11 protein-coding genes are annotated in these 21312 nt (G+C 39.7%); 8 read left to right on the top strand and 3 right to left on the bottom strand.

Going from position 1 to position 21312, the window contains the following annotated elements; translation table 11 throughout:
- The first annotated feature begins 59 nt into the window (after positions 1–59).
- Positions 60–1448 carry a serine hydrolase gene (locus AC59JO_RS08430; protein ID WP_497304666.1) on the top strand — a complete coding sequence of 463 codons (1389 nt, stop codon included), beginning with the start codon at positions 60–62 and terminating at the stop codon, positions 1446–1448.
- A 416-nt stretch (positions 1449–1864) separates the two neighbouring features.
- Positions 1865–3601, top strand: coding sequence for a phospho-sugar mutase (locus tag AC59JO_RS08425; RefSeq protein ID WP_413667907.1), 1737 nt, complete (start codon positions 1865–1867; stop codon positions 3599–3601).
- A 79-nt stretch (positions 3602–3680) separates the two neighbouring features.
- On the opposite strand, the gene AC59JO_RS08420 is transcribed toward AC59JO_RS08425, so the two are convergent.
- Both AC59JO_RS08420 and AC59JO_RS08415 read right to left on the bottom strand, forming a co-directional pair.
- Positions 3681–4109: an RNA recognition motif domain-containing protein gene (locus tag AC59JO_RS08420; protein ID WP_413667908.1), complete on the bottom strand. Its 429-nt coding sequence runs from the start codon at positions 4107–4109 to the stop codon at positions 3681–3683.
- A 171-nt stretch (positions 4110–4280) separates the two neighbouring features.
- Complete coding sequence (locus AC59JO_RS08415; protein ID WP_413667909.1) at positions 4281–4877, bottom strand: hypothetical protein; 597 nt, start codon at positions 4875–4877, stop codon at positions 4281–4283.
- Positions 4878–5356: 479 nt separating this feature from the next.
- Here AC59JO_RS08415 and susR point away from each other — a divergent pair, with 479 nt between their 5' ends.
- The 5 genes from susR (at position 5357) to AC59JO_RS08390 (ending at position 18777) form a co-directional block, all read left to right on the top strand.
- Entirely contained in the window at positions 5357–6967 is a 1611-nt protein-coding gene (gene susR, locus AC59JO_RS08410) for a SusR family glycan utilization regulator (protein WP_413667910.1), read from the top strand.
- A 512-nt stretch (positions 6968–7479) separates the two neighbouring features.
- On the top strand, positions 7480–10521 hold the full coding sequence (locus AC59JO_RS08405) for a SusC/RagA family TonB-linked outer membrane protein (RefSeq protein ID WP_497304662.1): 3042 nt from the start codon (positions 7480–7482) through the stop codon (positions 10519–10521).
- Between the two features lie 10 nt (positions 10522–10531).
- Positions 10532–12070 (top strand): RagB/SusD family nutrient uptake outer membrane protein, encoded by a 1539-nt coding sequence (locus tag AC59JO_RS08400; RefSeq protein WP_497304660.1) that lies wholly within the window; start codon positions 10532–10534, stop codon positions 12068–12070.
- Between the two features lie 70 nt (positions 12071–12140).
- Positions 12141–15443 (top strand): VCBS repeat-containing protein, encoded by a 3303-nt coding sequence (locus tag AC59JO_RS08395; protein WP_497304658.1) that lies wholly within the window; start codon positions 12141–12143, stop codon positions 15441–15443.
- Complete coding sequence (locus AC59JO_RS08390; RefSeq protein WP_497304656.1) at positions 15373–18777, top strand: FG-GAP repeat domain-containing protein; 3405 nt, start codon at positions 15373–15375, stop codon at positions 18775–18777. The genes AC59JO_RS08395 and AC59JO_RS08390 overlap by 71 nt, the downstream gene beginning before the upstream one ends.
- Before the next feature lie 7 nt (positions 18778–18784).
- Here the strand turns inward: AC59JO_RS08390 and AC59JO_RS08385 are convergent, their stop codons facing one another.
- Positions 18785–19717 (bottom strand): GyrI-like domain-containing protein, encoded by a 933-nt coding sequence (locus AC59JO_RS08385; RefSeq protein WP_497304654.1) that lies wholly within the window; start codon positions 19715–19717, stop codon positions 18785–18787.
- A 246-nt stretch (positions 19718–19963) separates the two neighbouring features.
- Between AC59JO_RS08385 and AC59JO_RS08380 the strand changes: the two genes are divergently transcribed.
- Positions 19964–21292 (top strand): vanadium-dependent haloperoxidase, encoded by a 1329-nt coding sequence (locus AC59JO_RS08380; protein ID WP_497304652.1) that lies wholly within the window; start codon positions 19964–19966, stop codon positions 21290–21292.
- Positions 21293–21312: the final 20 nt, after the last annotated feature.

Genomic DNA, 21312 nt, shown 5'->3' with positions numbered 1-21312 from the left:
TGTATTACCTGTAACATAACTGCGTTTGCTGTTGTCTCTTTACCATCAATCCGCAACTTATGAAATTGAGTTTAAAATACATGTTTCTGCTTGCCATGTTTGCTTTGTGCACACAAAGAACCATAGCGCAGCAAACCAAGGCTGCTCATATTGACACCCTGATTCAAAGAGCAAACAGATTAGGTTTATTTAATGGTAATGTATTAGTTGCCGATCATGGGAATGTTATTTATAAAGCCGCGATAGGCTATGCCGATGCACGTAAAACTATAAGGCTTACCGATCAGTACCGCTTTCATATAGGGTCAATAGCTAAAGAATTTAATGCCGTTGGTATCATGATGCTTGAGGAACAAGGTAAACTGAGCCTGGACGACAAAGTGTCTAAGTACCTGCCTCAACTGCCTGCCTGGGCAAATAAGATCAGCATCATTAACCTGTTGCAATACACAAGCGGTTTGCCCGATGTAAAATGGAAGACAGTTAAAGATGACGCCGGTAATATGGCCGATTTGATGAAAATTGACTCGCTTGATTTTGAGCCGGGTAAAAAATATGCGTACAATAACAATAATGTTTTTTTGCAGCGCCGCATTATCGAAAAGATAACAGGACAGAGCTTTAAACAATTTGTTGAAGATCATGAATTGAAGCCGGCCGTCATGAATACTGCTATCGCTGACCCCGATGAAAATGATAAGCTTGTTGCCCAGTCATATAATAATGATGGCAAGCCAGACGGCCTGGTATACCCCATATCTGGCTGGACAGCTGTAACGCTGGATGACTTTTATGCCTGGGCCAATGCCATTTCTAAGTTTAAACTGATAAGTCCCGTTGCTACCCGTGAGATTATTAATGGCGTTACTCCGGGAAGACAATCTGGCCTTGGCGGCGGTGGCATGGAAGGTGATAAGATGCTCAGCCATGTTCATGATGGCACTTCATTTAATTACCAGGCGTTACTGGTAAACAAGGTGCCGGAAGGCGTTACTATTATATTGATGACCAATAATAAACAGGGAAACCTGTATTCAATTGAAAAATCTATTGAAGCCATTTTAGATGGTAAACCTTACGCGCAGGTTAAGAAGTCCTTTCTTGATGCGTTTAGCGCAAAGCTTGACTTAATGAGCGGTGAGCAAATTATCAGCTTTTATAATGAGCTTAAAAGTAAACACGGCGATGAATACAGTTTTGATGACGAAAATACATTGAACGAAACGGGGTATTATTTAATGAGTAAAAAGAGACTGGCAGATGCTGTTGCTGTTTTTGAATATAATACCAAACTATTTCCAAAATCGGGCAATGTGTTTGACAGCCTTGGTGAGGCATATTACAATCAGGGCAATAAACCATTGGCCCTGTTGAATTATAAAAAGTCGTTACAACTTGATCCTGCAAATGACAATGCCAAAAAAATCATAACCGAATTGGATAAATAGGGGAGCCTGCAATAAAAATGATAAGGGGTTTATTGACGGGCTAAATTTTGCAACCACTTACCAACTCCTATATATCCGTCTGTTAACGCCGGTTTGCTTAGGCAAGCCGGCTAACAGATTTTATCGGTTCAATAAGATCATTTCAAAATTACCGCAGATCTGCTCAATGAAAGCTGTTATAAAGGCAAGGTTAGGCAATCAACACAGCTGTTTTAAAAATGTAATAAACTTTATCCTCATAATGTTGTTTTGTTCACTGATCGGTAACATCGCTTTATATGCCCCCAAAAACTTATTCAATTTTGGGCTGGCATATTTAAAAAGATGATTTAACTTTAAGGCGTTCCGTTTTGGCTATTTATTGCCATATTTACGTCAAAACCGAACCAGATAAATAGAAAAACATACAATCACTTATGCAGGAATTAGACCCCACCATTCTTCAAAAAGCAAATTCATGGCTTCAAGGAAATTATGACGCTGATGTTAAGCAGGAAATTCAAAAGTTAATTGACGATAAGGCTTATACCGAACTGACAGATTCATTTTACCGCGATCTGGAATTTGGTACAGGAGGCCTTCGCGGTACTATGGGGCCAGGTTCAAACCGTATCAATAAATATACAATAGGTGCGGCCACACAAGGTTTAGCTAATTACCTGAAAAAAACATACCCGGGCGAAAAGATCAAAGTTGCCATTGCTCACGACAGCCGCAATAATGCCGATTTCTTTTCGACTATTACAGCCGAGGTTTTTTCGGCAAATGATATTTACGTTTACTTTTTTAAAGCGCTACGCCCAACGCCCGAACTTTCGTTTGCAGTGCGTCAGTTAGGTTGCAAAAGCGGCGTAATGCTTACAGCATCACACAACCCTAAAGAGTATAACGGTTATAAAGCCTATGGTGCCGATGGCGGACAATTTGTTGCACCACATGACAAGGCAGTGATGGACGAGGTTGCCGCTATCAGCAGTATCGATGAGATAAAATTTAATCGTGTTGATGCTAATATCGAAGAAATAGGAGAGGATATTGATGAGCTTTACCTGAGCAAAATCACCGAGCTTTCTGTTTCGCCGGATGCAATTGCGCGTCAAAAAGATCTAAAAATAGTTTATTCGCCTATTCATGGCACGGGCATTACGTTGGTTCCTCAAGCCTTAAAAAGGTTTGGTTTTGAGAATGTGATCCTGGTTGATGAGCAAATTACACCTGATGGTAACTTCCCTACGGTAGTTTATCCTAACCCGGAAGAAAAAGAAGCATTAACACTTGCGCTTAAAAAAGCCCAGGATACTGATGCTGACCTGGTGTTAGCTACCGACCCTGATGCCGATCGTGTAGGTATTGCTGTAAAGAATACCGATGGCGAATTTGTGCTCCTTAATGGTAACCAAACCGGCGCCATGCTCATTAATTATTTATTAACTGCATGGGAAGAAAAAGGTAAGCTTACAGGTAAAGAGTACATTGTTAAAACCATTGTTACCACCAACCTTATCGAGCGTATTGCCGAAGCTAAAAATGTTACTTACTATAACACATTAACCGGCTTTAAATACATCGGTGAGCTGATGACCCATTTTGAAGGTAAGCAAACTTTTATTGGTGGCGGTGAAGAAAGCTATGGTTATTTGATAGGCGAACTGGTAAGGGATAAAGATGCCGTTATTTCAAGTACGTTCATTGCCGAAATGACTGCTTATTATAAGGATAAAGGCAGCAGCTTGTTCGAAGCGCTGATTGATACTTATGTACAATATGGCTTTTACAAAGAAAAATTGATCTCTTTAACCAAAAAAGGTAAAACCGGTGCCGAAGAGATTAAGGAGATGATGGAGAAATTCCGTACAAATCCGCCGGCTACTTTAGGTGGTTCAAAAGTAATTACGCTTAAAGACTACGAAAAACGCGTGGAAACTGATTTAGTAAGCAATACTTCTAAACCAATTGAATTGCCAACATCTGATGTTTTGCAGTTTATCACTGAAGATGGAAGCATTATTTCGGCACGCCCTTCTGGTACCGAGCCTAAAATTAAGTTTTATTGCAGCGTGAACGGCAAACTTGCCAGTAAAGAAGCTTACAACGGAACAGATAAACAGCTCGACGCTAAAATTGCCTCAATTATGCAGGATCTTGGTGTTTGATACTAAATCAAGCTACATAAAAAATCCCGGCCGATTAATAATTGGCCGGGATTTTTTTATGTGATTTAACGCAGTTTTATTACATCGTTTTTCTCGGTCGCCTTGGCCTGTCACCTGAAGGCGATTGCTCATTATTACTCCTGTAGCCGCCCTGACTATTATTGTTATTGTAGCTTCGGGTATTGTTAGGCCTGCTGTTATTATTGTTGCGGTTATTGTTGTTGCCGTATCCAAATGACTTGCGGGGTGGCGGGGTTTTCTTAACAAAATCGTCGTTTATTTTTACGCTTAAAATACGGTCTGCAATTGGGGTGCCATCTAAAGCAATCACGGCATTCTCGGCCCCTGTACGATCTTTCATTTCCAGAAATGCGTATCCCTTGCATATTCTTGTTTTTTTGTCACGTACAATTTTAATCGTTTCCACATCGCCATGCGGACCTATCATTTTAACAAGTTCCAGTTCTGTCATTTCCAGAGGAAAGCCGCCTACAAATAATTTGACCATTTATAAATTGAGATTAAAGATGATAGATAACCACCGTATACAAATTTCGTTTGATTTTTTTTAAATAAAGGATGTTTTTGTGTTAAAACCAAAGTTTATTTAATAAATCGGTTATTAAAAGTCATAAAAAGTATAAAAGGGGCATTCCATGCCTTTTCAAAAATAAGTTTATCAATACAAAGCGGAGAATGACTGATATGCATTTTTAAATATTATGGCTGGCCTGTTTGCTGCTATTTCGTTTTCGAGATGCTTGCTGGTAAATATTGCTACTCCCATTTCAGTTTTTACCTGGTATCGTAATGATAAATTCAACATACTTGTATCCCAGTTATAAATATCTGCATAATTGTTTGGACGCCCGGTAAAAGGGCCATATGCTTTTAAAAAATCACTGAGCACTTTGTAAGCATCACTCATTCTGAAAAAAAGATAAATGCTTACTATCTTATTTTTATAGGCACGGAAACCTATTGCATTCAATAACAAGCTATCTCCTAATACTAACAGACTACTGTCTTTATATTGATAACGTACGCAACTATCAGCATCTGGTTGGGCATCGTTATCTAAATAGGAAAGTTTATACGAAGGGATTTGAGCAATATCTTCACCAAGTGTCAATCCGTTAATCCCGTTGCAAAATTTTAAATACTCAACAGATCCTGGTGTTTTAGACTGAGAGAAAACCAACACCGGTAAAAGACAGGCTACTACAATCAAAAGCTTTTTAATTGCTGTTTTTGGTACTTCATTAGATGTTTTCATAATGTGTCAGGGTTTTACAGTAGCCAAACAACCCCGATGCCATGTCAGTATTAATATAAGTTTATATTAATTTTTATTTAATTTTTAAAATATTGAGTTTATATAATTTAATTTATTGCAATTATATAAATTGATTGTTGATATAGTGTATAGAAAATGAAGCGTTTATCTGTATCAGTGTCTTGTTTTGTTAACTATAAATTAAATTTAATGCCCAAAGCTAATTTGACGGAAATTTTTTAAGAGGCATTGACAGTACAATTGTTCTCAATTAAAAACAAACTAAAACGCATTAGCAATGCTTCAAATCCATATCTTTGAGAAGATAAACCAGGGACAATTGTACCATTGTTCTTAAAATGAAAGCCTGTTAGTTGCCGTTTTAATTAAGTTATTGAGTATTTAATCTGCTGAAATTAATGTGTTTGATTAAATGCCATGTAGCATGCTGTGTATTATTAAAAAACTTTATAACAAAAATGAAATACATCTTCTGCCTGTTTTTTTTATTAATTAGTCTTTCGGCAAATGCGTTAACTGACACAAACACTTTACTCGAAGAACTAAAAAATGAAATAGCAAAGAAAAATGTATACGACGGTGCTAAAGAGGTAAGGATTCAGAAATTAAAAGTATATCAGTCAAAACTTTCGCAAACAGATTATGATGCCCGGTTTGACACCTGGGATAAGCTTTATACCGAATATAAATCATATCAATTTGATTCGGCCTATGTTTATGTGGATAAAATGATATCGCTGAGCAAGGTAACCGGGAATAAAAAACGGGAATATTATAGCTATGTTAAGATGGCTTTTATTCTCCTTTCGTCAGGTATGTTTAACGAAACCTTTGATTATTTACATAAAGTGGATGTACACGCTTTGAGCGATGTAGATAAAGTAGACTATTATTTTCTTTTAGGCCGATGTAATTACGACCTGGCAAAGTATAGTAATGATAAGTATTTCACCCCAGATTATATCTCTGCGGGTAACAAATACATTGATTCTGCAGTTTCATTTTGTGGTAACGACCATATCATGCATACTTACCTGCTTGCTTTGCAGGATTACCAAAAAAGAGATTATAAAGAGGGGCGTATCAGGTTCAGGAAACTACTTGAACGGGACATGCCGATATCTATGCACCTCCGAGCCATGGTTTCCTGCTCGTTGGGAGCAATATGTTTAGAGGATAATGAGCCTGAGGAAGGATTGAACCTCATGATCCGCTCGGCTATAGCCGATATAAAATCATCTACCCGCGAAACTGTTGCTTTATTCACACTTGCCGAACTGCTGTACAAACAGGATAATATTAAAGATGCTTATAGTTTTATTCAATTGGCGAAATCTGACGCTGATTTTTACGGTGCCCGCCAGCGCAAGATTCAAATCGGTGCAATTTTACCGTTAATAGCCGCCGCCGAGCTTAATAATACTGAGCATCAAAAAAACCGCTTCCTGATGTTTTTGTTAATTATTACTGCGCTCGCTGTACTGATTGTTTTTTTCCTGGTGATGATAGTCAAACAATTAAAAAAACTCAAGATTAAAGAAGCTATAATTGAGGGAAAAAACGTTCAGTTGAACCATATCAACGGCAAGTTGATTGAAGATGCAAAAATCAAGGAAGAATACATTGGTCAGTTTTTTAAAGCCATCTCGGGATATATAGTTAAGCTCGAAAATTTAAAGATTTCCATCGACGCCAAGCTTTCCATGAAAAAGTATGATGCCATACATACATTTGTAGATAGCATAGATATTAAAAAGGAAAGGGAAAACCTATACTATAGCTTTGACCATATCTTTTTAAAGATCTTCCCTAACTTTATTACCGTATTTAACAGCCTTTTTGCCGAAAAAGATCAAATCTGGCCCGATGAAGATGAAGTATTAAATACCGATCTCCGCATATTTGCGCTTATCAGAATGGGTATTGCCGATAACGAAACAATTGCCAAAATACTGGAGTATTCTGTTAATACAATTTACGTTTATAAAATGAGGATCAAAGCAAAATCATTGCACCCAGATCAGTTTGAACAACGTATTATGGATATCAAAGCTTTTGATTATAATTGACTTTTTAAGAGAAATTATGAGTTGAAACCCTGTAGGATTACCAAATCTTACGGGGTTTTTAGTATAAAAAGTATTATAAATGATTAAAAAATCATTATATTTTTTTTGCGTTCTAATTATATAACTATTTGGTTTTTAATATTTTAAATAAAAAAAACATCGAAAAAGTTTATAAAAATCATTAAAATAAGCCATTTTTTCCTTGCTAACCGTTGGTGAACGTTTTTCTGAATTTATTTATAATTAAATTGCATTAGATTTTAATCTGTAATAATTGTAAACCATTACATTTTTAAACGACCAGTTATTGTTAATCTTATCCTGTTGCCTACCCATTAGTTGGTGAGGGGAAATGTTTTTGATAGCATTTGTGTGTATGCTTTGAGGATATTATTTTTATAATAACCGCAAACCATATCTGCATAATTTTCGTATACTGATGTAGGGTCTCTTTGTTGCAGTTTAAAAACTAAACCCAAACAACAACCAATTTCAACTAAATCTCAAGTTTTATGCAAATTAAACATTTACTCAACGTATGTTTCTTTGCCGTTTTTATCTTTTTATTGGAGCCCGCCATGGCCCAGAACAAGGTGATAACCGGTAAGGTGACTGACAAAAAGGATGGTTCCTCGTTAATTGGTGTATCGGTAGTTACTGCTGTAGGAGCTTCCGGCGGAACTATTACCAATGTAGACGGTGGGTACAGGATCTCAGTACCCCAAAACACAGCGAGCTTAACATTCACTTATGTGGGTTATTTAAATGTTACTGTGCCAATTAACGGTCGAACTTCAATCGACGTGCAAATGGAGTCGGCCAGTAAGGCATTAAATGAAGTTGTAGTAATAGGTTACGGTACTCAGCGTGTTCGTGACGCAACGGGTTCAGTGGCTTCATTAAGTACTAAGGACTTCAACAAAGGTGTTATTTCAACGCCGGATCAATTACTTCAGGGCCGCATATCCGGCGTACAAGTTACGCCATCAAGTGGTGAACCTGGTGCCGGAGCTACCATAGCTATACGTGGTGCGGGTTCTATCCGTTCAGGAGATGGCCCACTTTATGTAGTTGACGGCGTTCCATTAGACAATGGCGGAGGTACCAGTGGTGGGTATGGCGTCGGTGCTGGTAGTTCATCTGCCCGTAACCCTTTAGCTTTTTTAAACCCTGCCGACATTGAAAATATATCTGTATTAAAGGATGCATCTTCGGCAGCTATTTACGGTTCACGAGGTGCAAACGGCGTTATTTTGATAACAACCCGTAAAGGACGCAAAGGCCAGGGAATTCAGTTCTCGTCAAACACAAGTGTATCAAGTACTGCCAAACGTTACGATGTTCTTGGCAGGGATGCATTTTTGAAAGCAGTAGCAGCAGTTGGTGCTAACGCGGGCCCGGTAGCTGATGGAGGTATTGATTATGGCGCCAATACCGACTGGCAAAAGCAGATCTTTCGCAGTCCTATATCGCAGAATTATAACCTGAGCCTGGGTGGAGCAAGTAAAGATAACACAAGCAACTATCGCGCTTCCTTTGGTTATGATGATCAGCAAGGTATTGTAAAAAAATCAGGATTGAAACGTCTTAATGCGCGTATCAATGCTTCGAAATCATTTCTAAATGACAGAGTTAAGTTGGATCTGCAGTCAACCTATTCAAACGTTAAAAATCAATATGCTCCAATTACAAATAACGCTGGTTTTAACGGAAGTTTGGTGGGTGCAGCTATACAGCTAAACCCAACTGCCCCGGTATTTGACTCACAAGGAAGGTATTTTAATCTTAACGGTTATAATGATGCTGGTTACCCTAACGGTAACAGCTTCAGAAACCCGGTATCGTTATTAAACCAGATAGATGACAGGGATAATATCAACAGGTTTTTAAATAACCTCACACTTACCCTGAAATTATTTGAAGGCCTGTCATATAAGGGCAACTTTGGTGCCGACATATCGAGAGGATTGAGAAAAACATTTTATGATCCTAAAATCGTTGGCTACACTGATGCTATCGGCATCAGGCAGATAAATTTCCCGTCACCAACAGGTAATGGTACCGCTATCCTTACCCATAATGAGTTGACAAATTATACTACTGAGCATACATTGAATTACGATAAGAAGTGGAAGGACGGAAGTTCGCTTACAGCGTTGGCGGGCTATTCATACCAAACTTTCAAAAATTTTAACCGTAATGAGTTTGGCTTCGGTACCTCAACCCCTGGTGTGTTGGTTAAAAATTATAATGATTTTAAAACACACCTCCCTTACCCGGTTGGTGACAGCTCGAGTTACAAGTTGCAATCATACTTTGCCCGTGTAAATTACTCTTATAAAGACCGCTACATTATTACCGGTACAATCAGGAGAGACGGTTCATCTCGTTTTGGGGCTAACCATAAATATGGTAACTTCCCTGCGTTGGCTGTAAAATGGCGTATAACCAATGAAAGCTTTATGTCGAAAGATGGTTTCTTTGACGATTTGAGCCTTCGGTTAAACTACGGTAAAACCGGTAACCAGGAAATCCCTGCTTATGCATCATTACCGGTTCAGCAGTTACAGAATTTTCCGGGAAATTCTGTTGCTCCGCTATACCAGGCAAACCCTGACCTAAAATGGCAAACCAATACCACTTATGGTGCAGGACTTGATTTCTCGATCATAAAAGGAAGGTTAACAGGTTCGGTTGACTACTTCAATAAATCTATTAAAGACCTGCTTTTCTTTCAGGATATTGCCCAGCCAACATTCTCTTCAAGAATCTATAAAAACCTTGATGGTGACGTGATAAACAAGGGTGTGGAAGTAGGATTAAACCTTGCTGCAATACAGGGTAAAGATTTCAACTGGGATGTTGCTTATAATATGACATTCATCAGTAATACACTTAAAAACTTCAAAAACTATATTGTTACCGGTAATATCGATGGGCAAGGCCTTTCCGGTGCTTATTCGCAATTGATTACCAATGGTGTGCCGTTGTATACATTCAACGTTCCAAATTATAAAGGACTTGATGCAAACGGCTTCAGTATTTATCCTCAGGGCGTGGACGTTTCTTCATTGCAGGGGAGCCCTAACCCTAAATTCACCGCCAGTTTAACCAATAACTTTAATTATAAAAACTGGAGTTTGAGCTTCTTCCTTAATGCAGCTACAGGTTTTTACATTTACAACAACACCGCCAATGCTTTCTTTTATAAAGGCAACCTTGTTAGCGGCCGTAACGTTACAAAAGAAGTAGCAGCAACCAATGAAAACCCGCTTAACTCAGGTGAGGTATCAACCCGTTTTCTTGAAAAAGGCGATTTCTTAAGATTAAGTAACGCCACATTAGGGTATACATTTCCACTGAAATCAAAGGCGATAAAAACTTTAAGAGTGTCATTTACAGGGCAAAATTTATTCCTGATTACCGGCTATTCTGGCTTGGATCCGGAAATTAATACAGATAAACAACGTAATGATGTGGCTTCAAAGGGTATTGATTATACCTCGTATCCTAAGGCCCGTATATTCACTTTAGGTTTAAACGCAGGCTTTTAATAACATGAAAATGAAAAATATAACATCACGAGCAGCTCTTTGTAGCTTAGTTCTGATAACCGCAGCCGGTTGTGCAAAACTGGATGAAAAACTTTACGGATCGAAATCATTATACGGCAATAATGCCGGATCAGCTGAACTTAATGGCGTTTACACGCAATTATACGGACAAACTGATCAGGCGAATACATATGCCCTTCAGGAACACCCAACGGATGAAATGATGGGCCCAACCCGCGGTACCGACTGGGGTGATTTTGGCACATGGCGTAAATTACATACGCATACCTGGACGCCAACGCACAACCAGGTAAATGATACCTGGGATCAGTTAAATATCGGAGTATTTCGTGCAACACAGGTAATTTCAAAGGCTACTGATAATAACATCAAAGCCCAGGCCAGCTTTTTGCGGGCGTACTTTATGTTCCAGGTGGTTGATTTGTATGGTCAGCAGCCAATGCGTGACCCCGATGCGCCAACCTCATCCATTCCTACAGTTATGAAACGTGGAGAGGCCACTGATTTCATCATCAAAGATTTGGAATTTGCTGAAGCCAACCTCGCTGCTACTACTGCTAATATCGGTATTGCTAACAAGGCGGCAGCCCAGGCATTATTGGCAAAAGTCTATTTGAACAGGGCCGTTTACACTGCTACAACCGTTGGCGGTCCGTTTACCTTTGCAAAGGCTGATATGGATAAAGTTATAGAATATGCCAACAAAGTTACCGCAGCCGGGTATACTTTAGAACCTGCCGGGAAGTATTTCCAGGATTTCGCATGGGATAACTCAGAAGAGTCGCATGGAAATATATTTGGCTTCTATAATACAGCTACTTCGTCTCCGGCTCCGGCGAAAAACCGCTGGAGGATGGGATTGCATTATAACCAAACTCCTGATGGATGGAATGGCTTTACAACCCTGGCTGATTTTTATAACTCATTTGAGGCTACCGACGAGCGTCGTGGTGTGGATTATCCCGGATTGACTGACAAAGTTGGTTTAAGAGCCGGCTTTGCAGTTGGACAGCAATATGGGCCCGGTCACAAAGCTTTAACACAGCGGAGTGGTAAGCCACTGATTTTTACTCCAGATGTTAACCTCAACTTTTCGACCGAAGCACAGGGTATCAGGGTATTTAAGTATTTCCCTCAGCCTAAAGCTGACAACACAGTTAATGACGATAATACATCGAATGACTATGTAATCTTACGCTACGCTGACGTTCTCCTTGAAAAGGCAGAAGCTATTCTACGCGGCGGAACAGATCCAAGCGGCCAAACCGCGTTGCAAATCGTCAACATGATACGCATACCAAGGGGGGCTTCAGCTTTGACGACTGTTGATTTAAATGTTATGCTTGCCGAAAGAGGACGTGAACTTTATTGGGAAGGCTGGAGAAGGAATGACCTGATTCGCTTTGAGAAATTTAATGATCCGGTTGATCAACGACCAGCTAAAACGGATAAAAGCAAAACTATTTATCCAATTCCACAGCGCGCGGTTGATACCAATCCTAACCTTAAACAAAACCCAGGTTATTAATATTTGAGATTTATTTGATTGAAAGGAACGTAGCGGAAAACTCTGCTACGTTTGTTTTATCCCCGATTATATGCGTTTAAAAACACCCCTGTTTCTATTTGTTTTAACTCTTACTATCCTTTGCGCCTGTAATGGCGGTAACAAACAAACCCTGTTTACGCTGCAAAATAATGAGGACATGGGCGTTAACTTTGCTAACCAGCTTAATGATCAGGATCGTACAAATGTTTTTACTTTTCGTAATTATTATAACGGGGGCGGGGTAGCTATCGGTGATGTTAATAATGACGGTTTAAACGACATTTACTTAACCTCAAACATGGGTGGTAACCAGTTATATATCAATAAAGGTAACTGGAAATTTGAAAATGTAACTGATAAGGCAGGGGTTAAAGGTACCAAGTACTGGAGCACCGGAGCTACTATGGTTGATATCAATGGCGACGGATGGCTTGATATTTATGTTTGTCATAGCGGTAATGCCCGCGGCAATGAAAAAGGAAATGAACTGTTTATCAACCAGCATGATGGAACGTTTAAAGAAGAAGCCCAAAAGTATGGCCTGGTAGATAATGGATTATCAACCCAGGCCATATTTTTCGACTATGATAATGACGGCGATCTGGATTGCTTTGTATTAAACAACTCTTTCAGGCCGATAGAATCCTTCGATTTCACTAAAAACCTTCGGGCGGTTGTTGATGAGCTGGGGGGGGCACGACTGTACCGTAACGATGACGGACACTTCACCAACGTAACTAAAGAAGCCGGCATCTATTCGAGTGACATTGGATTTGGATTAGGCGTTTCTGTTGCAGATATAAACCAGGATGGATATCCGGATATTTACGTATCCAACGATTTTTTTGAGCGCGATTATCTCTACATCAACCAAAAAAACGGGACTTTTAAAGAGGACATCCAAAATGAAACCGGTCACCTGAGTCTTGCTTCAATGGGTTCGGATATCGCAGATATCAATAACGATGGGCAATATGATATTTTCACCACCGAAATGTTGCCCGAGGGTGATCAGCGTTTAAAAAAAATGACCTCGTTTGAATCATATGATGTGATCAAGGCCAAACAACGCGATGGTTATTATAACCAGTATATGCAAAATTGTCTGCAGGTACGTAATGGCGACGGTACATTCTCCGAAACTGCGTTTTATTCGGGCGTGGCCGCGACAGACTGGAGCTGGGGCGCGCTGATGTTTGATATGGATAATGACGGCTGGAAAGATATCTTCGTATCAAACGGAATTTATAAAGATCTTACTGATCAGGATTATATCGAGTTTTTGGGGAACAGAGACAACATGGCCAAGATAGCCGAAGGCAGAAAGAAGTTTGATTACAAGGATTTTACCGATAAAATGGGATCTTCGCCGATCTCAAATTATGCCTATCTCAACAATCACAATTTAACATTTACCAATAAATCGGCCGATTTTGGTTTGGATAAGCCAGGATTTAGTAACGGATCATCTTACGCTGATCTCGATAACGACGGAGATAACGATCTCATTGTAAATAACGAAAATGCTCCGGTATCGATCTTTAAAAACAATGCTGAAAAGAACGGGAACCATCACGTTCAATTAAAATTAAAAGGAGAGGGCCTAAATACTTTTGGGATAGGGACCACTGTGAAAGTGTTTATGAAAGGCAGTTCACTTATTTATTATAATCAGCCAACCCGGGGCTTTCAAAGCTGCACATCACCTAATTTACTCACCATTGGTACCGGTAAATACAAATCTCTTGATTCGGTACAGGTGATATGGCCGGGAAATAATTACCAGTTGCTAAAAAACTTAAGCACAGATAAAGTTTATTCAGTTAAACAAACCGACGCCAAGCTGAAATACAATTGGACAAACTTTCCTGTTAAAACAATGTTTGCTGATGTTACCAAATCAATATTTGATAGTATTCCAAGACATACAGAGGACGATTTTATTGATTTTGATAATGAGCGGCTAATGCTGCAAATGCTGTCGAAAGAAAATCCGTATATAGCTACAGGCGACGTTAATGGCGACGGGCTTACAGATTTTTACTTCGGCAGTTCGAAAAACAGTTTTGCAGCTATCTATATCCAACAAAAAGATGGTCGGTTTAAACAAACCATTCCCGAAGATTTCAAGAAGCAGGAATACCTTGAAAATGCCGGTGCTGTTTTTAGTGATTTTGATGGCGATGGAGACCAGGATTTAATAATTGGAGTTGGGGGCAACGCAGATGAAGCCGAAACTCCAATTTACAATCCTCGTTTTTTTGTAAATGACGGAAAGGGCAATTTTCACCGCGATCCTGAAAGAACATTGCATGCTGCCGTTAATACCTCGATAATTGTTTCCGCGGATTATGACGGTGACGGTAAGCCCGATCTTTTTATTGGGGGTAGAAGTGTACCAGGACTTTACGGCTGTTCACCACAATCCTTTGTTTTTCATAATGATGGTAACGGGCATTTTACTGATGTTTCAAAATCTGTATTGGGAAGCGATACAAAACTGGGTATGGTAACGGCCGCTAAATGGGCCGATATAGACAACAATGGTTCGCCCGATTTAATAGTGGCCGGTAACTGGATGGGGATAAGGGTCTTTAAAAACAACAAAGGAAAGTTTACCGAAGATAAGCAACTGGCTAATTACAAAGGCTGGTGGAGCAGTTTGGAGGTTGCCGATATAGACGGTGATGGGACCCTTGATATTATTGGCGGTAACATTGGCCTCAACTCAAAATTCAGGGCGTCATTTGACCAACCAATGGAAATTCATATAAAGGATTTTGATAACAACGGTACCAAAGAATGTGTGACTTCTATGTACAAAAGTGATGGCATAAATTATGTTTTTCATATGAAACCAGATTTGGTTGGCCAGATGCCAATCCTTAAAAAACGTTTCTTAAAATACATAGACTACGCCGGCAAACCTTTTACAGAAGTGTTTACACCGGAAATGCTTGACGGTGCAGAAGTGCACCAAATGAATTTTCTTGCTTCTGCGGTGTTCTTAAATAAAGGCGGAAAGTTCGTTTGCAAGCCTTTACCTGCCGATGCCCAACTTTCTATGGTAAATACAATTTTGTGTGCCGATTTGGATAATTCTGGTAGTAAGAAGATTATATTAGGTGGTAATTTTTATGGCTTTAAACCTGAAGTGGGCCGATTGGACGCTAACCGTGGATTGATTTATCAATACACAAAAAATGGGTTTACTTATTTTTCGTCTGCAAAAACCGGTCTGAATTTAAACGGGCAGGTGCGCTCATCAGCAGCTATTAAAAATGCTGCCGGGAAAAACTATTACCTGTTTGGCATTAATGATGAACCGCTTAAAGCTTATGAACTTCGCTAACACCAATTTAATGCTGTTTACCAAATATACTTTTAGATATTTCTCTATTCTGTTATGCATTGGTATAGTGGGCTTGTTTTCGTGTAAACCTAAAAGAGACGGAGAGCATGTATTTAAACTGCTTCCGGCTAATGAAACAGGGGTAACCTTCGTAAACAAAAACGTAGTGTCGGATTCGGTTAATATTTTAGATTACCTGTATTTCTACAACGGTGCAGGCTTAGCCACCGCCGATTTTAATAATGACGGCCTGCCCGATTTGTATTTTGTATCAAACCAGGGGCCTAATAAGCTTTACCTGAACAAAGGAGGGATGAAGTTTGAGGATATTACAGACAAGGCCGGTGTTGCTGGCACGGGTAACTGGAAAACCGGTGTAACTGTAGTTGATATCAATGGCGATGGGCTTAAGGATATATACGTAAGCGTAGTATCTGGGTATAAGACTTTTAAAGGGAAAAATCAACTTTATATTAACAATGGAGATTTAACCTTTACCGAAAGTGCAGCTAAATATGGGCTCGATTTTGCCGGCCTCTCAACCCAGGTATCATTTTTTGATTACGATAAAGATGGCGACCTGGATATGTTCCTGCTTACCTCATCAGTGCACAGCAATGATACTTATGGCGATTCTACCCAGCGGTTCAAATACAGTCATGATGCAGGCGATCACATTTTCAGAAATGATAATGGGCATTTTACAGATGTAACCACTGGTTCCGGTATTTATTCGGCCCCGATAGGTTACGGATTAGGCGTAAGTGTCGGCGATTTAAATAACGATAGCTGGGACGATATTTATGTAAGTAACGACTTTTTTGAGCAGGATTATTACTACGTTAACCAGCATAACGGCACTTTTAAGGAGGAATTAAAAAGTGCATTCGGCCATACAAGCCTGTTTTCGATGGGGAATACCATCAGCGATATCAATAAGGACGGGCACCTGGATGTGCTTAGCACCGATATGCTTCCGGAAGAAATGAAGGTACTCCGCTCAACTATAAATGACGAGCCGCTGGATATTTACAACCAGGAGGTAAATGCTGGGTACTACTATCAATATTCAAAAAATTGCCTGCAGCTAAACGTAGGTAATGGTAATAAGTTTGTTGATTTGAGTTTATATAGCGGTGTTTCGGCCACAGACTGGACCTGGTCGCCGCTGGTTCAGGACTTTGATATGGATGGCGCTAAGGACATGTTCTTTTCTAACGGTATCAAACGCCGCCTCAATGATATGGATTACCTAAAGTACCTTGGTGATCCTACAGTTATGCAGGCCTACAAGGAAAACCGCGTGTTTGACAAGGAAAAGATCAATAAAATGCCTGAAGGTGGGGCGCACAATTACTTTTACCGCGGCGGGGATAAGCTGAAGTTTACCGATGAATCATCGGCTAATGACATGCAACAGGCATCTATATCGGCAGGCGCAGTTGCCGTTGATTTGGACAATGACGGCGACCTTGATATGGTAACCAATAATATGGATGAGCCGGCGTACATCTATAAAAACACAACAATTGAAAGTAATAAAGAACACAAGCCCTCTTTCCTGAAATATGCTGTAAAGTATAATCTTTTGAACCGTGATGGTATCGGTACCAAATTTTTCCTGAAATCAAAGAAACACATCGATCACCAGGAAATACAAACCAGTAATGCCTACGAAAGTAATTTGAATAATGAGCTGCTTTTCACTTTTTCGCCTGGCGATAAACCGGAGTCGTTATTAGTAGTATGGCCTGATAATAGTTACGAGGTGATCAATGATTTCAAACCAGGGCAAAAAACTATTTTGACTTATAATCCTCAGATGGTTGATAACCGTAAGCCTGCAGCGGAAGTTATAGCTGCTTTCATCAGCGGCAAAAAACAGTTTAACTACGAACCCATACAATCAAAACTTTTGGCCACGGTTAAAACCTTTGATACGCCGGATTTTAATTATTACTCCCTTTTACCGCATACTTATTTGCAGCATACCCCAGCGGTTGCCGTTGCAGATGTTAATGGCGACGGCATTGATGACATTTATGTAGGGGGTGTTGCCGATGAGGAGAAGTATATACTTGCAGGTGATAAATCAGGCGGATTTACCAAAATAAAAATGCCGGTATTGGATCAGTATAAAAATACTGCCGATGAACAGGCCACATGGGGAGATGTAAATAACGATGGCAAGCCCGATCTGATCGTGATCAGCGCAAACCATCCTTTCCTGGAAACTGAAAAATTAGTTCAACCACGGTTATATCTCAACAAAGGCAATTTTCGGTTTAAATATCAGTCATTGCCAAAACTCAATTACCAGGCATCAAAAATTACCTTATTTGATTTTAATGGTGATGGGTTAAACGATATTTTGTTTACAAGCGCTGTTTCCTTTAAAGACTATACAGCTGTTGTTCCTGCTGCAATTTTAATTAATAAAGGCAATGAAACATTTGAAATAAGCCATGATAAAGCATTTGATGAGATTACTAACCTGCAATACGTTACCAGTATAACAACAACCGACATTGACCACAACGGCAAACCCGATTTACTGATCGCTGCCGAATGGCAGCCAGTTTATATTTTCCTGAATGATGGAAAAAAATTGGAGCGCTTTTCATCGCCGGCTTTAGATAAGGAAAAAGGCTGGTGGCAGTCGGCAATGATAACTGATGTTGATGGCGATGGCAAAGCCGATCTCATTGCCGGCAACTGGGGGTTGAACAATAAATATAACGTAACAGCAGATCAACCTTTATTTGCCTATAATAATGATCTGGATAAAGATGGTAAAAACGACCTGATCCTGTCATATTTTTATAAAGACTTATACTACCCGTTTCGCCCCAAAAATGATTTGGAGCAGGAACTTCCGTACCTAAAAAAGGAATGGCTCAGCTATCAAAAGATGGCCGATAAAACCACTTCGGAGATATTTAAAGATAAGCTGGACGATAGCAACCGCTTAAGTGTAAGTCAGTTCAATAGTATTTTTGTGAGTGATATATTGCATGCAGCTTCGGTTAAGTCATTACCTTACCTATATCAGCAAGCCCCGCTTAAATCAATGTTAAAGGCTGATAACGGTGATGTATTACTAAACGGGAACTTTTGGGGGGTGGTACCTTATGAAGGTAAATATGATGCCCTGGGATTGGTAAACCTTCACTATAATAAACATGGTAAGCAATTTGATGCGCCAACTTACTTTGTAAATGGTGCTATCAATTCACAGGAAATTACTTACCTGACGCCTGTTAAAACAAAATCAAATACAGGTAGCTATCTCGCAGTTACCTATGATGGCCGGTTGATGTTATTAAGCAAGTAATACCGGGTTACAGTATCGGATAATATATTTTGGTGATCCATTTTGATGTATCCTTTTGCGCCAGCCTATCCGTAATAAGTGATTGAAAAGGCATAGCCGGCGATACCAGTCTGTGATCTTTCATGTATATTTTAATTCGTGCAAGAGCATCGCTAACCGTGTTTTGCCCGCCGCGCACATCGGCCACCAGCAAATTACCTCCCTTGGGTATATTATTTATGCTCGTTTTTTGAAGAGGGTTGATCTTTTTGTTGATTGGCAGGGCAACGTTTACCTGGTATTCGTGATCATCGGTTTGAGTAACGTTAAGCATGGGGAAGTTTGTTTGCTTAGCACCCTGGCTTGTGGCCTGCTGTTGCAATGTATTTACAGTATTGTAAATAGCCTGCAAAGAAGGATAAGCAGGGTATGTATCAGCCGAAACAAGCAAAACTGTGTCTTTAGCGTGGTTCAGGTATATTTTATAACCATAAGTATTCCTTTCATCTTCAAGGAAATGTTTAAGGCTTAATAAAATTTCGGTAATTTGGTTTTCTGCATTCCTGGTCTTGAAATAATTAGTTAGCCGCGATAAAAATCCGGCATTATTCTCATCAATCGCATTCCATTTAAATTTGATAGAACCTTCGGCATCGGCAAAATAACTTATTTCACCGTTAAAGGTTAGGTTATCTTTTTGCAATTTAAGATAGGTGCTGCCGTTGGTCATTTTATCAATACTAATCCTGGAATCCTGAAATCTATATTGCTTGTCGTTAATCTTAATGCCAGGCCACCATTTATCCCATCCGCTTTTGGTGGTCAGGAATTTTGCAGCAATAATATCAGAAGTATCGATAGATAGGTCCTGTGCTATAGCAGGTCTTTGAGGAAGTAAAATATAAGTTGCCGCAATGATAATTGCGATAGCAGTAAGTATAATAAAAAAGCTCTTCTTCATTCAGTTTATAAAAACACGGATAACCGGGGGTGATAAATTTAATAATATCAGGTGGATTATCGGTGCGTATTGTTACAAAATAAATTGCTTTTTATTTAAATGAAAAAAGTGCTATTCCAGCTTAAAAAACTAACCAAAACATGCAGCAGCATGCTAAAAAAAGCCTATATTGGCTGTTGATCAATTAAAAAATCCGGCAGGTTTTTCCCTATAGATCTGCCCGGGTTTCAACCTATTTTATAACTTATGAGATCCTTTTTATTTTGCTTTACCGGAGTATTGTTTTTATTCGCATCCTGTAAAAAGCCCGACTATGAAAAAGTAATTCACGACCCTGAACTTTACCGCCAAACTGTTAAAAAGCTCAATGATATTGTGCTGGAAAATAACTTTCCGCCGGTAACTGCTTCCCGTAATTATGTATATGCTAACATAGCCGCCTATGAAGTCATTGCCTCCGGCGATCCTGAACATTTTAAATCATTAGCCGGGCAAATTAAACACTTGCCTGCCGTACCAAAGGCATCAAAAGACACAGCTGTTGATTATCAGTTTGCTTCGCTGCTTGCCTTTTGCACCGTTGGTAACGCGGTAACATTTCCCGAAGGTAGTATGGATCAATATGTTGACGAACTTAAAAAGAAAGCCAAAGATGCCGGTATGCCGTCGCCACTGTTTGAGGGCTCTGTAAATTATGCCGGTAAAGTTGCCAAATTTATATTGAAATGGAGCAAAGGCGATCATTATGCCCAAACGCGTTCGGCAAGTAAATATACTGTGAAACAGCAGGATGGCCGCTGGATCCCAACGCCGCCCATGTATGCTCAGGCCTTGGAAGCGCATTGGGGCGAGATCAGGCCGATGGTGCTGGATTCGACAGCTCAATTTATCCCACCTGATCCGCCGGCTTTTAACGTTAAAGATCATAAAAGCCCTTTTTATAAACAGGCACTCGAGGTGAAACAAATAGTTGACAGTTTAACCAAAGAAGAAAAACACCAGGCTGATTTTTGGGATGATAATGCTTTTAAGCTCAATGTAGTAGGCCATGCATCGTTTGCAACCAAGAAGTTTTCGCCAGGAGGGCACTGGATGAATATAACAGCTATAGGCACACGCAGTAAAAAGTTTGATTTTGCTACTACGGTTAGCGTTTATACCGAAACCTCAATTGCCCTGTTCGACGGTTTTATCAATTGCTGGTATCTTAAATATCGCTCAAACTACGTACGGCCAGAAACTATAATTACAAAATATATAGATGCCGATTGGCGCCCGTACATTCAAACGCCTCCATTTCCGGAATACAGCAGTGGTCACGCTGTGATTTCATCGGCTGCTGCCGAGGTACTTACCAATAGAATTGGTGATGATTTTGCCTATACAGATTCATCAGAAATGGAGTTTGGGATCGATCCTTTATCTTTTAAGTCATTCCGGGAGGCGGCAAAATCTGCAGCTATGTCGAGGGTAATGGGAGGGATCCACTTCAAAAATGCCTGTGTTGTAGGTAACAAACAAGGAGCCGAAATAGGCCAGCTGGTAGTTAAAAAGCTTCAGTTGAAGATTAAGTAGTATTTTAGTTATTGATTTTA

The organism is Mucilaginibacter sp. A5337, from assembly GCF_059690695.1.
The sequence above is the reverse complement of the archived record's forward strand: the minus strand, read 5'-3'. Positions and strand labels throughout refer to the sequence as shown.

Excerpts from the sequence above, each read along its gene's own strand:
- AC59JO_RS08420 (WP_413667908.1), bottom strand. The coding sequence starts at position 4,109 with ATGGTCAAATTATTTGTAGGCGGCTTTCCTCTGGAAATGACAGAACTG.
- AC59JO_RS08385 (WP_497304654.1), bottom strand. The coding sequence starts at position 19,717 with ATGAAGAAGAGCTTTTTTATTATACTTACTGCTATCGCAATTATCATT.
- AC59JO_RS08425 (WP_413667907.1), top strand. The coding sequence starts at position 1,865 with ATGCAGGAATTAGACCCCACCATTCTTCAAAAAGCAAATTCATGGCTT.
- AC59JO_RS08415 (WP_413667909.1), bottom strand. The coding sequence starts at position 4,877 with ATGAAAACATCTAATGAAGTACCAAAAACAGCAATTAAAAAGCTTTTG.
- AC59JO_RS08400 (WP_497304660.1), top strand. The coding sequence starts at position 10,532 with ATGAAAAATATAACATCACGAGCAGCTCTTTGTAGCTTAGTTCTGATA.
- AC59JO_RS08380 (WP_497304652.1), top strand. The coding sequence starts at position 19,964 with ATGAGATCCTTTTTATTTTGCTTTACCGGAGTATTGTTTTTATTCGCA.
- AC59JO_RS08405 (WP_497304662.1), top strand. The coding sequence starts at position 7,480 with ATGCAAATTAAACATTTACTCAACGTATGTTTCTTTGCCGTTTTTATC.
- AC59JO_RS08395 (WP_497304658.1), top strand. The coding sequence starts at position 12,141 with ATGCGTTTAAAAACACCCCTGTTTCTATTTGTTTTAACTCTTACTATC.
- AC59JO_RS08390 (WP_497304656.1), top strand. The coding sequence starts at position 15,373 with ATGCTGCCGGGAAAAACTATTACCTGTTTGGCATTAATGATGAACCGC.
- susR (WP_413667910.1), top strand. The coding sequence starts at position 5,357 with ATGAAATACATCTTCTGCCTGTTTTTTTTATTAATTAGTCTTTCGGCA.
- AC59JO_RS08430 (WP_497304666.1), top strand. The coding sequence starts at position 60 with ATGAAATTGAGTTTAAAATACATGTTTCTGCTTGCCATGTTTGCTTTG.